Genomic DNA, 11,600 nt, shown 5'->3' on the forward strand with positions numbered 1-11,600 from the left:
TTCTGCAACCTGGGGGTTGATCAGAACCGGGTGCTGATCCAGGACACCAGCAACGCCAGGCCAAGGCAGGCGAAGCCGAAGCGGTAGAAAAACCTATTGATGCGCAAGGTTGCGGGATCCAGCATCAGCAGCGGCTGATCCACCGCCCGTCCCTCGCTCTGCACGGCCAGATTGGCCAGGGCCCGCAGTTCACGACGGCGGGTGGCGTGCAGCAGCCAGCTGCCTGGGCAGGCGAACAGCAGGGCAAGCAGGTTGATCAGTTTGGCGGGATGGGCGTTGAACATCGACCAAATCAGTTGCAGCGACATCATGAACCTCGGAGGAAAGCCGTATACGGGCCGTCGAGTGCACCCGCGGCGCGGATTCTACTCAATCCCCGACAAAACGCGGGGGCTTTCCGACCAGTAACGAGACGCCGGTCCATTAATTTAAAGCGTCATCTTTTCGTCATCTAAACAAGCCAGTCTGTCGCCCCTCGAAACCCACGGAGCTTGTCATGCTGCACGCCGAAAACCAGGACCGCCTTTACCTGATCGCCCCCAGTGAAGAACAGCAGGCGCTGGTGGGCGCCCTGGCGTTCAACGTGCAGGACCGGCACTGGCTGGTGTATTGCGCCCTGGGCGGCCACCAGCACGCGGACCTGCCGGAAACAGACCTGCTGACAGGCGTCAGCATGCTGGACTTCTACGTCGAGGCGGCCTGATCCGCGCCCATAAAAAAGCCCGGCGCGCCATCAGGCAGCCGGGCTTTTTCGTTGCTTGGCCAGGGCTCAAACCCCAGCCAGGCGCGGGTTACTCGCCGAGGATCTGGCCCACGGTCGGATCCTTGAACAGGCGGGTCAGGGCATCGCTGAGCACATCACCCACCAGCTTGGTATTGGTGTCCTGGTTCGGCGCCATGCCGAAACGCTGGTCCAGGGAAGCACCGTAACGGCCGCTGTAACGACGGTTGGCGTTCTGCACATCCGAGCGGAAGGTGGCACCGATGGTAGCCTCGGTCACGTACAGGCCTTCTTTAGGCGACTGGTACTTGAGCTCGGCCAGGGTCACGGTCAACTGAGGGGCGTTGGCGCCACCGGCGGTCGGGGTAAAGCCCAGCAGGCGCACTGCCGCTTCGGCCTGGGCCTGCAGCTTGGGCAGGATCTGCGCGCTCTGCACGGTGATGGCACTGGTTTCCGGGTACAGGCCGCCACGGGTGCCCAGGGTCGGCGAAGGACGTCCATCAACCACTTTCACCACCACCGGCTGGCCATGGCCGACAGGCGCCAGCTGGGCAGTGAGCTTGGGCTCCGGGCTCAGTTGTTGCGGGCTGTGGGCGCAACCCACCAGCGACAGGCTGGTCACAGTGATCAAACCGAACAACAGGCGTTGCAACATGCTCATCTCTCCAGGAATCAGGCACAAACAGGCCCGCAGTATAGCGGTGCACAAGGACGGCAAACCAGCGCCAGGCATGACTTAGTCAAGACTCAGACAGGTCCCGTACAACCGGGTTCCTGTAACCTGCCGTTCACTGGCAATACATCATGATGTAACGGCTCAAGGGCATTCTTATCGTCAATGACACATTCAGGTACCTGGTCATGAACTTCCTCCGCTCCCTGTTCGCCCCGCGTCAACAGTTTCGCAGCTTCGCCCTGCTGGACAGCCAGGGACGTTGCCAGGCCTTCAAGCACTGCCTGCTGGCCCCGGTAGGCGATGGCTGGGTGGAAATCCAGGAAATTCGCCTGAACTGGTTGCACCAGGCGCTGCCCGCCAGCGCCCGGGTCAGCCCGCGCTGCGCTCGCTCCCGGGTGCAACCGATACTGGCCACCTGACCAAAAGCCTAATAAAAGTCGCGAAACAGGATCATTTCTGCGCATTTCTTCGTTACAATCTCCCCCCGATTATAAGGACGTCTCCTGATCGGGCCTCGCAGTACCGCCAACGCCACTGCTTTGGCACCCCGCACCGCCCACAGAGAGCCGCCCACACAGTTCGAGTGAAGCTGGCGTGCTTGCTGTTCACCTTGCAAACCTCCACTTTTCGCGAAACTGCAGAGCTGCCGTTGCTCGGCCACTTAAAGCTGTTTGCCCGTCGTGCCCGCATCCTTTGCCGGCATCACCGCGCGGGCCAGGTGCCAGGCTGAGGCAGCCCTTTTTTGAGGTTCACGTCTTCAAAAGAGCGTGAAAAAACGGGTTTTCACAACTTCACAAGAGTGTGGCGAGCAAATGAATAGTTTTGCGTCTGAACTGGCACCATTGGCCTCTACAACAGCCCGATTACACAGGACCGAGCACTCCTCAAGAACTGGTGCTTGAAGCCTGTCCGCTGACGGATTTGGTTGCACGAGCGGATGTATCGACCATAAGTCGAATTGCCCGAGGCTCCCCGAGATGCGTTCATACGCACCTTGAGGCCCGGTTGGCAGCGTCCGTGGTAGTTGCAAAAAATTGCGAAGATTCGGACATGGCGATCCTGGCCATGGGTAACCTGGGGCATTACGTGAACCGCCCCGTCACTCCTGGCAGCCATGCCGTCAATTTGGTGCTGCAGATTTTGGAGACGCGTTAATGGCGCATAACGAAGCAGTAGACGTCGTATTGGTCGGGGCCGGCATCATGAGTGCCACCCTTGCTGTACTGCTCAAAGAGCTCGACCCCGCGATCAAGCTGGAAGTCGTCGAGCTGATGGATTCGGGTGCCGCGGAAAGTTCCAACCCGTGGAACAACGCCGGTACCGGCCACGCCGGCCTCTGTGAGCTGAACTACACGCCACAGGCCGCCGATGGCAGCATCGACATCAAGAAAGCCGTGCACATCAACACCCAGTTCGAGGTGTCGAAGCAGTTCTGGTCCTACCTGACCAAGAAAGGCACCTTCGGCTCGTCCAAGTCCTTCATCAGCCCCGTGCCGCACCTGAGCTTCGTACAGGGCGAAAAAGGCGTTTCCTTCCTCAAGAAGCGCTTTGAAGTACTGAGCCAGCACCATGCCTTCGCGGACATGGAATACACCGAAGACAAGGCCAAGATGGCCGAGTGGATGCCGCTGATGATGCCGGGCCGCCCAGCGGACGAAACCATCGCCGCCACTCGCGTGCTCAACGGTACCGACGTCAACTTCGGCGCCCTGACCAACCAGTTGCTCAAGCACCTGACCAGCGCTCCCGATGCCCAGGTCAAGTACTGCAAGCGTGTCACTGGCCTCAAGCGCAACAAGGCCAACTGCTGGACCGTGAGCATCAAGGACGTCAACAGCGGCAGTACCCGCGAAGTCGACGCCAGGTTCGTGTTCCTCGGCGCCGGTGGCGCGGCCCTGCCCCTGCTGCAGGCCTCGGGCATCGAGGAAAGCAAGGGCTTCGGCGGTTTCCCGGTGAGCGGCCAGTGGCTGCGTTGCGACAACCCGGAAGTAGTCAAGCAGCACCAGGCCAAGGTCTACAGCCAGGCGGCCGTGGGCTCGCCACCGATGTCCGTGCCGCACCTGGACACCCGCGTGGTCGAAGGCAAGAAGTCCCTGCTGTTCGGGCCTTATGCCGGCTTTACCACCAAGTTCCTCAAGCACGGCTCGTTCCTCGACCTGCCGATGTCGGTACGCGCCGGCAACATCGGCCCGATGCTGGCCGTGGCCCGGGACAACATGGACCTGACCAAGTACCTGGTCAGCGAAGTCATGCAGTCCATGGAGCAGCGCCTGGAATCCCTGCGCCGCTTCTACCCCGAGGCCAAGGCCGAGGACTGGCGCCTGGAGGTGGCCGGCCAGCGGGTGCAGATCATCAAGAAGGATCCGAAGAAAGGCGGCATCCTGCAGTTCGGTACCGAACTGGTGGCAGCCAAGGACGGCTCTCTGGCCGCCCTGCTCGGCGCCTCGCCAGGTGCCTCGGTGACCGTTTCGATCATGCTGGAGCTGATCGAGCGCTGCTTCCCGGCCAAGGCCAGCGGCGAATGGGCTGCCAAGCTCAAGGAAATCTTCCCGGCACGGGAAAAGGTCCTGGAAACCGACGCAACGCTGTACCACCAGATCAACAGCGAAAACAACCTGAGCCTGGAGCTGGTCGAGCCAAGCAAGGAAACCGAAAGCTGCGCCTGATCCGCGCTGAATGAAAAACGCCCCGTCCTTCGCAGGACGGGGCGTTTTTTTATGCCTGGCGAGAAGATCAGCCGCGGGCGTTGTCCATCAGCTCGATGTAGTCGGCGGCGTTGCGCTGATCGCGGATCAGGTCGACGAAGGTCTGGCCGTGCTCATCCTTGCCATCCAGGTCGAAACCAGCTTCGACGAAGAAGGTCAGGAAGCGTTCGAAATCATCGATGCGCAGGCCACGATAGGCCTTGATCAGCTTGTGCAGGGACGGCGAAGTTGCATCGACCGGCTCGAAATCGAGGAACAACTTGATCTGCTCGTCGCTGATCTCGTCACCAATCACTTGTTTCTTATCTTTACGCATTGCCGACTCCAGCTCGCAGACATTTCACGGGGCGGGCAGTTTACCTCCAGCCCGCATATGGCCTCAACGCGAACGCACGCTGCCAGTATGCAGGTCAGCCCAGATGTGCCCGTTGGCATAGCTGAGGAACTGGCAATACACCGTGTCATTGCGCAACAGGTCCATCACCGCTCGGTACTGGGCCAGCGGGTAATACAGGGTCAGGGTCCGGCTCTTGGCATCGAATTGCGGCTTTTTCAGGCTTTTGCTTTCACCGTCGAAGTTCACCAGCACCTGGCTGATGGTGGCGCCCTTGTTCAACGGCTTGCCCTTGAGCCTCACCCACACTGGCGAAGTCACGGGAATCGGTTGCTGGTTCGATTGGCGCTGGCTGCCGATCACCACCGAATACTCGGTGACCTGCAACAACTGCTGCTGTTGCGGAACGCTGTCGCGCAGGGTCAGATCATCGGGAGGCAGGAACTGCCCGTGCAAGGGGGCCGGGGCGGCTGCCAGGGGCAGGCTCAAGCACAGAAGAAGGGCCGCGCTACTGCGAATCAACAGGCTCATGACAGGCTCCAGACAAGGGCCGAGCACTCTAGCACGGGTTTTTACCGCAAATCTTGCACCGTTACCGACGGTAGGCCGCTGTCTCTGGCGCGGGCCTGTTCAGTCGAAGTGGGCGCGCATCCAGGCCTGGTATTCGGCCACGCCGGGCTCGCCTTCACGGGGCGCCCAACTGGCCTGCTCACCCTCGCCCACTGGGCGATAAGGGCCGGCCTTGCATTCGAACATCAGGCTGTCGGGCTCCAGCACCACCAGGCCGTGGAAAACCCCGGCCGGCAAGTCCACACCGACGCAGTCGCCGCCGGCCTGCAGCACCCGCTTGCCCTGGACCTGGCCCGCTTCATCGAAAATCAGCACGCCCAGGCGCCCCTTGAGCACCAGCAGGGTCTCGGCCTTGTCAGCGCTCAGGTGGCGATGCGGCGGAACATAAGTGGAGGGTTGCAGCCCCACCGCCATGCGGTGGCAAGGCTCTTCCATGGCATGGAAGTTGTGGTGCTGACGACCGCGGGGGTTGGCCGCGGCTTTCTCAGCCAGGTCGCTGAACAACGCTTGATCGAGAAAGCTCGGCCCGGTCATCGCTTACATGCCCTTGACGGCATAGATGCCGGCAGCGTTACGCCAGTAGCCCTTGTAGTCCATGCCGTAGCCGAACACGTAGCGGTCCACGCAAGGCAGGCCCATGTAGTCGGCCTTGAGGTCCGGACGGGCCTTGCGGTCGTGGTCCTTGTCGATCAGCACGGCCGTGTGCACGGCGCGGGCGCCGGCGTGTTTGCAGAAGTCGATGATCGCGCCCAGGGTGTGACCTTCATCGAGGATGTCGTCGATGATCAGCACGTCGCGGTCGATAAAGGAGACTTCCGGCTTGGACTTCCAGAACAGCTCACCGCCGCTGGTTTCGTTGCGGTAGCGGGTAGCGTGCAGGTAGGAGGCTTCCAGGGGAAAGCGCAGGTGGGTCAGCAGCTTGCCCGCGAAGATCAGGCCACCGTTCATGACGCAGAACACCACCGGATTGCGCTCAGCCAGTTCTTCAGTGATTTGTGCACCGACCCGGGCGATGGCCGCCTCGACTTCAGCTTCGGTGTACAGGCAGTCAGCCTCGCGCATGATTTGACGGATATGCTCGAGATCAGCGGACATGGCGCTCTCCAAGGGGTGGCAGTTTCGGAAAAGCGGGCAAAGGTACGCATCCGGCCCGGTCAGATCAAGCGTTTCTGGACTAACGTACTTTATGTCTATAGGACAACAACCCCGGATAGATTAATCTAGGCCGTTTTTTTTGCCCGCCGCCGGAGCCTTTCCCTATGCCCATCCGTGAGATCCGCCATCCGCTGATCCGACACAAACTTGGCCTTATGCGCCGCGCAGACATTAGCACGAAGAACTTTCGCGAGCTCGCTCAGGAAGTCGGTGCCCTGCTGACGTACGAAGCCACCAAAGACCTGCCCCTGGAAAGCTACGAGATTCCAGGCTGGTGCGGCCCTGTCCAGGTCGAGAAGATCGCCGGCAAGAAGATTACCGTGGTACCAATCCTGCGTGCCGGCATCGGCATGCTCGAAGGCGTGCTGAGCCTGATCCCGGGCGCCAAGGTCAGCGCCGTAGGCGTGGCGCGCAATGAGGAAACCCTGCAAGCCCACACTTACCTGGAAAAACTGGTACCGGAAATCGACGAGCGCCTGGCGATGATCATCGACCCGATGCTGGCCACCGGCAGTTCCATGGTCGCCACCATCGACCTGTTGAAAAAGGCCGGCTGCCGTGACATCCGCGCCATGGTCCTGGTGGCCGCCCCCGAGGGCATCGCCGCCGTCGAGCAGGCGCACCCGGACGTGACCATCTACACCGCTTCCATCGATCAGAAGCTCAACGAGCATGGCTACATCATTCCTGGCCTGGGTGATGCCGGTGACAAGATCTTCGGCACCAAGCAGAAGGATTCCTGATCATGCAGGACGAGTTCAACGATCCGCTCTGGCGCCAGGTACTGTCTGGCGCCCAGATGCTCTTCGTGGCCTTCGGTGCCCTGGTGTTGATGCCGCTGATCACCGGTCTCGACCCGAACGTGGCGCTGTTCACGGCGGGTCTCGGGACTCTGTTGTTCCAGGTGGTGACCGGGCGCCAGGTGCCGGTCTTCCTGGCGTCGAGCTTTGCCTTCATCACCCCGATCATTCTCGCCAAGGGCCAGTTCGGCCTCGCCGCGACCATGGGCGGGGTAATGGCGGCGGGCTTCGTCTACACCTTTCTCGGCCTGGCCGTGAAGATCAAGGGCACCGGTTTCATCGACCGCCTGCTGCCGCCGGTGGTCATTGGCCCGGTGATCATTTCCATCGGCCTGGCCATGGCCCCCATCGCCGCCAACATGGCCATGGGCAAGGCCGGTGACGGCAGCGAGCTGATTCATTACCAGACGGCGATGATGATCTCGATGCCGGCGCTGCTCACCACCCTGATCGTCGCGGTGTTCGGCAAAGGCATCTTTCGCCTGGTGCCGATCATTTCCGGCGTGCTGGTGGGGTTTGCCCTGTCGTTCTACTTCGGCGTGGTGGACACCGCGAAGATCGCCGCCGCCCCCTGGCTGGCGCTGCCGCACTTCACCGCACCGGAGTTCAACTGGCAGGCGATCCTGTTCATCGTCCCGGTCGCCCTGGCACCGGCCATCGAGCACATCGGTGGCGTGATTGCGGTCGGCAGCGTCACCGGCCGCGACTACCTGAAGAAGCCCGGACTGCACCGCACCCTGTTCGGTGACGGCATCGCCACCACCGCTGCCGGCCTGTTCGGCGGGCCGCCCAACACCACCTACGCCGAAGTCACTGGCGCGGTGATGCTGACCAAGAACTACAACCCGAAAATCATGACCTGGGCGGCGGTCTTCGCCATCACCCTGGCCTTTATCGGCAAGTTCGGCGCGCTGCTGCAAAGCATCCCGGTGCCAGTGATGGGCGGGATTCTCTGCCTGCTGTTTGGCTCGATCGCTGCGGTGGGGATGAACACCCTGATCCGCCACAAGATCGACCTGGGCGAAGCCCGCAACCTGGTGATCGTCTCGGTGACCCTGGTGTTCGGCATTGGCGGCGTGCTGGTGGGAACCGGTACCGGTCCGGATGATTTCGGCCTCAAAGGCATCGCCCTGTGCGCCGTTGTCGCCATCGTGCTGAACCTGGTGCTGCCGGGGAACGACGGCTGGAAGAACAAGAAGGCCGATGAGCCGTTGATCTAGAGAACCCTTCGCCGGCAAGCTGTCTCCCCCGCAGGAGCCGGCTTGCCGGCGAAGCTATTTACAACGCCAGCGGCGCTCGCTCGCACAAGGCGTTCAAGGCCTTGGCCCATTGTGGGTCGTCATTCAGGCAAGGGATCAACACCAGGTCCTCCCCTCCCGCCTCGCGAAACTGCTCGCGACCGCGATCACCGATCTCCTCCAGGGTTTCGATGCAGTCGGCGACAAATGCCGGGCACATCACCATGACTTTCTTTACTCCCTGCTTGGCCAATTCATCAAGCCGCGCCTCGGTGTAGGGCTCGATCCACTTGGCCCGTCCCAGACGAGACTGGAACGACACCGACCAGGTGCCATCCGCCAATCCCAAGTGCTCGGCCAAAGCCGATGCGGTGCGCATGCACTGGGCGCGGTAACAGGTGGCCAGCACCGCCGGCGAAGCATTGCGGCAACAGTCGGCGTCCTTGAAGCAATGCTGGCCGGTCGGGTCGAGCTTGGTCAGGTGGCGTTCCGGCAGGCCGTGAAAGCTGAGCAACAGATGATCATGCTCCCGGGCCAGGTATGGCTTGGCGCTGGCCGCCAGGGCCTGGATGTACTCAGGCTGATCGTAGAACGGCTGTAGCACGCTGAATTGCACGTCCAGCTTGCGCTCGCGCACCACGCACCTGGCCTCTTCGATCACGGTGGTCACCGTGCTGTCGGCGAACTGTGGGTAAAGTGGTGCCAGGGTAATCTTCTTCTGTCCCTGTGCCACCAGCTTGAGCAGCGCCGACTCGATCGAAGGTTCGCCATAACGCATCGCCAGCTCGACCGGCCCCTGCTTCCACTGCTCGCTCATTACCTTCTGCAGACGCCGGCTGAGCACCACCAGCGGCGAACCCTCTTCCCACCAGATCGACGCGTAGGCATGGGCCGATTGCTCTGGCCGCTTGATCAGGATCAGCGACACCAGCAAACGTCGGACCGGCCAGGGCAGGTCGATCACATAAGGGTCCATGAGGAATTGGTTGAGGTAGCTGCGCACGTCCGCCACCGAAGTGGAAGCCGGCGAACCCAGGTTGACCAGGAGCAACGCGTGATCGGTCATGCAACGTCCTATTTCAGAGGCGGCTGGACACAGGCATCCAGGGCCGCAGGCAAATCAGTGAACCGGAAAGTGAAACCCGCTTCCAGCAACCGCGCGGGAACGGCACGCTGGCCTCCCAGCAACAGCAACGACAATTCACCCAAGGCCAGGCGCAGGAAAAACGCCGGCAGCGGTATCAGTGCGGGCCGGTGCAGCACCCGCCCCAAGGTCTTGGCGAACTCGCGGTTGCGCACCGGTTTTGGCGCGCAGGCATTATAAGGACCCTGTGCCCCAGGCTGATGCACAAGAAAATCAATCAGGGCGATTTGATCGTCGATATGAATCCACGGCATCCATTGCCGGCCGTTGCCGATCGGCCCGCCCAGCCCCAGCTTGAAGGGCAGCAGCAGGCGCGACAAAAAGCCGCCCTCGGGCGACAGCACCAAACCGGTGCGCACCAGCACCACACGCACGCCCATGGCTTCGGCGCGCTGGGCAGTTTCTTCCCAGGCTATGCACAACTGGCTGGCAAAGTCCTCGTTGACCGGGGGCGAATCCTCGCTCAGTTCCCGTTCTCCACCGTCGCCGTACCAGCCCACCGCCGAGCCCGACACCAGCACACCGGGTTTGTGTTCGCGGCTTTCGAGCCAGGCCAGCAGGGTTTCGGTCAGGGCGATGCGGCTGTGCCAAAGCAGCGCCTTGCGCTTGTGGCTCCAGGGCCGATCGGCGATCGGCGCCCCGGCCAGGTTGATCACCGCGTCCACCGGGATCTGGTCCAGCTCTTGCAGCGTCTTGACAGCCCGCACCTGGGGACCGCACAGGGCGGCAACCTTATCGGGTTGGCGAGTCCATACACTCAACTGGTGACCCTGGGCCTGCCAGTGACGACACAGGGCACGCCCGATCAAACCAGTACCGCCGGTCAGCAATATATGCATGACATCTTCCTCGCGTGGCGTTTTACCCGAATCACTAGTCTATTTTTATAAGCAGGGATCTTTTCAATCGGACAGGCTGTGTTTTAACGATAGACAACCTGAACAACCGATGACGCCGAAAGCTATACCAAAAAACAATATTGTACAGGTTTTGGCGGCGGCGTAATCTGTACAGAAAGGTAAACGAGGCCCCTATGACAGTACCCATCGCAATCATTGGTACCGGCATCGCCGGACTCTCCGCCGCCCAGGCGCTACGAGATGCCGGGCATACCGTCCACCTTTTCGATAAAAGCCGCGGCAGCGGCGGGCGCATGTCGAGCAAACGCAGCGATGCCGGCAGCCTGGACCTGGGAGCCCAGTACTTTACCGCCCGTGACCGTCGTTTCGTCACCGAAGTCCAGCGCTGGCAAGCCAAGGGCTGGGTCGCCGAATGGACGCCACAACTCTACAACTCCCACGGCGGCCAGCTCAGCCCCTCGCCGGATGAACAGACCCGCTGGGTCGGCACTCCCCGCATGAGCGCCATCACCCGCGCGCTGATCGGCGACCTCGAGGCCCACTTCGCCTGCCGCATCACCGAAGTCTTCCGCGGCGAACAGCATTGGCATCTGCAGGACGCCGAAGGTTTCACCCACGGCCCTTTCAGCCACGTCGTGATCGCCACGCCGGCACCACAGGCCACTGCCCTGCTGGCCGCCGCGCCGAAGCTTGCGGGTGTCGCCGCCGGGGTGAAAATGGACCCGACCTGGGCCGTCGCCCTGGCCTTCGATACCCCTCTGGAAACCCCCATGGAAGGCTGCTTCGTCCAGGACAGCCCGCTGGACTGGCTGGCCCGCAACCGCAGCAAGCCCGGGCGCGACAGCCACCTCGACACCTGGGTCCTGCATGCCACCAGCGCCTGGAGCCGGCAGCACATCGACCTCTCGAAAGAAGCCGTGACCGAACAACTGCACGGTGCCTTCGCCGAGCTGCTGCACAGCGTCATGCCCGCCCCCACCTTCAGCCTGGCCCACCGCTGGCTCTACGCCCGCCCGGCCACCAGCCATGAATGGGGCGCCCTGGCCGACGCCGATCTGGGCCTGTACGTTTGCGGCGACTGGTGCCTGTCCGGCCGCGTCGAAGGCGCCTGGCTGAGCGGGCAGGAGGCCGCGCGCCGGCTCCACGAGAGCCTGCAGTGAATCGCCTCAACCCGCGCAAACTGCTGCTGTCGAAGTGGACAGCAGCCCACCCGCAACGCCGTGAGAAACACTTCCTGGTCACTGAGCTTTTCTGCGACGAAGAAGGCACTGTGCTGGACATCGAACTGCAAGCCGTACTCACCCGACGCAGCCAGCGCATGAGCTGGCAAACCCTGCTCAACGACAGCGACTGGCGAATGGGCTGGAAATAACCCGACAACCTACCAGGCAATACCT

At 62.1% G+C, this 11,600-nt stretch carries 15 protein-coding genes; 7 read left to right on the forward strand and 8 right to left on the reverse strand.

Features of this window, described 5'->3' with window-relative positions:
* Window positions 1–20: 20 nt before the first annotated feature.
* The gene (locus KI242_RS26130; protein ID WP_015636955.1) at window positions 21–308 is read right to left on the reverse strand and encodes a hypothetical protein; all 288 of its coding nucleotides are present in this window, start codon (window positions 306–308) and stop codon (window positions 21–23) included.
* 188 nt (window positions 309–496) lie between these two features.
* Between KI242_RS26130 and KI242_RS26135 the strand changes: the two genes are divergently transcribed.
* On the forward strand, window positions 497–703 hold the full coding sequence (locus tag KI242_RS26135; RefSeq protein ID WP_011063378.1) for a hypothetical protein: 207 nt from the start codon (window positions 497–499) through the stop codon (window positions 701–703).
* A gap of 88 nt (window positions 704–791) precedes the next feature.
* Here KI242_RS26135 and KI242_RS26140 read toward each other — a convergent pair whose 3' ends face one another.
* Window positions 792–1,376, reverse strand: a complete 585-nt coding sequence (locus KI242_RS26140; protein ID WP_011063379.1) for a YajG family lipoprotein — start codon at window positions 1,374–1,376, stop codon at window positions 792–794.
* Window positions 1,377–1,582: 206 nt separating this feature from the next.
* Between KI242_RS26140 and KI242_RS26145 the strand changes: the two genes are divergently transcribed.
* On the forward strand, window positions 1,583–1,816 hold the full coding sequence (locus KI242_RS26145; protein WP_019096022.1) for a hypothetical protein: 234 nt from the start codon (window positions 1,583–1,585) through the stop codon (window positions 1,814–1,816).
* 735 nt (window positions 1,817–2,551) lie between these two features.
* Window positions 2,552–4,063, forward strand: coding sequence for a malate dehydrogenase (quinone) (gene mqo, locus KI242_RS26150; RefSeq protein ID WP_212805670.1), 1,512 nt, complete (start codon window positions 2,552–2,554; stop codon window positions 4,061–4,063).
* A gap of 67 nt (window positions 4,064–4,130) precedes the next feature.
* Here mqo and KI242_RS26155 read toward each other — a convergent pair whose 3' ends face one another.
* From KI242_RS26155 to KI242_RS26170, 4 genes are all read right to left on the reverse strand, one after another.
* A complete protein-coding gene (locus tag KI242_RS26155; protein WP_011063382.1) occupies window positions 4,131–4,418 on the reverse strand; it encodes a PA4642 family protein in 288 nt (95 codons plus the stop codon).
* A gap of 63 nt (window positions 4,419–4,481) precedes the next feature.
* Complete coding sequence (locus tag KI242_RS26160; RefSeq protein WP_053153731.1) at window positions 4,482–4,967, reverse strand: hypothetical protein; 486 nt, start codon at window positions 4,965–4,967, stop codon at window positions 4,482–4,484.
* Between the two features lie 99 nt (window positions 4,968–5,066).
* Complete coding sequence (locus tag KI242_RS26165; protein ID WP_041119829.1) at window positions 5,067–5,540, reverse strand: WbuC family cupin fold metalloprotein; 474 nt, start codon at window positions 5,538–5,540, stop codon at window positions 5,067–5,069.
* A gap of 3 nt (window positions 5,541–5,543) precedes the next feature.
* A complete protein-coding gene (locus KI242_RS26170; RefSeq protein ID WP_011063385.1) occupies window positions 5,544–6,101 on the reverse strand; it encodes a hypoxanthine-guanine phosphoribosyltransferase in 558 nt (185 codons plus the stop codon).
* A 164-nt stretch (window positions 6,102–6,265) separates the two neighbouring features.
* On the opposite strand from KI242_RS26170, the gene upp reads away from it, so the two are divergent.
* Entirely contained in the window at window positions 6,266–6,904 is a 639-nt protein-coding gene (upp, locus tag KI242_RS26175; protein WP_011063386.1) for a uracil phosphoribosyltransferase, read from the forward strand.
* Between the two features lie 2 nt (window positions 6,905–6,906).
* Window positions 6,907–8,181 carry a uracil-xanthine permease family protein gene (locus KI242_RS26180; RefSeq protein ID WP_011063387.1) on the forward strand — a complete coding sequence of 425 codons (1,275 nt, stop codon included), beginning with the start codon at window positions 6,907–6,909 and terminating at the stop codon, window positions 8,179–8,181.
* A 58-nt stretch (window positions 8,182–8,239) separates the two neighbouring features.
* Here the strand turns inward: KI242_RS26180 and hemH are convergent, their stop codons facing one another.
* Both hemH and KI242_RS26190 read right to left on the reverse strand, forming a co-directional pair.
* Window positions 8,240–9,265 carry a ferrochelatase gene (hemH, locus tag KI242_RS26185; RefSeq protein WP_212805671.1) on the reverse strand — a complete coding sequence of 342 codons (1,026 nt, stop codon included), beginning with the start codon at window positions 9,263–9,265 and terminating at the stop codon, window positions 8,240–8,242.
* An 8-nt stretch (window positions 9,266–9,273) separates the two neighbouring features.
* A complete protein-coding gene (locus KI242_RS26190; RefSeq protein ID WP_212805672.1) occupies window positions 9,274–10,182 on the reverse strand; it encodes a TIGR01777 family oxidoreductase in 909 nt (302 codons plus the stop codon).
* Window positions 10,183–10,376: 194 nt separating this feature from the next.
* On the opposite strand from KI242_RS26190, the gene KI242_RS26195 reads away from it, so the two are divergent.
* On the forward strand, window positions 10,377–11,363 hold the full coding sequence (locus KI242_RS26195; RefSeq protein WP_011063390.1) for an FAD-dependent oxidoreductase: 987 nt from the start codon (window positions 10,377–10,379) through the stop codon (window positions 11,361–11,363).
* On the forward strand, window positions 11,360–11,575 hold the full coding sequence (locus KI242_RS26200; protein ID WP_077934751.1) for a TIGR02450 family Trp-rich protein: 216 nt from the start codon (window positions 11,360–11,362) through the stop codon (window positions 11,573–11,575). Before KI242_RS26195 ends, KI242_RS26200 begins: the two co-directional genes overlap by 4 nt.
* Window positions 11,576–11,600 lie beyond the last annotated feature (25 nt).

Origin of the sequence: Pseudomonas sp. Eqa60, from assembly GCF_018326405.1 — a bacterium.
In the GTDB taxonomy this organism is placed as follows: Bacteria; Pseudomonadota; Gammaproteobacteria; order Pseudomonadales; family Pseudomonadaceae; genus Aquipseudomonas; species Aquipseudomonas protegens.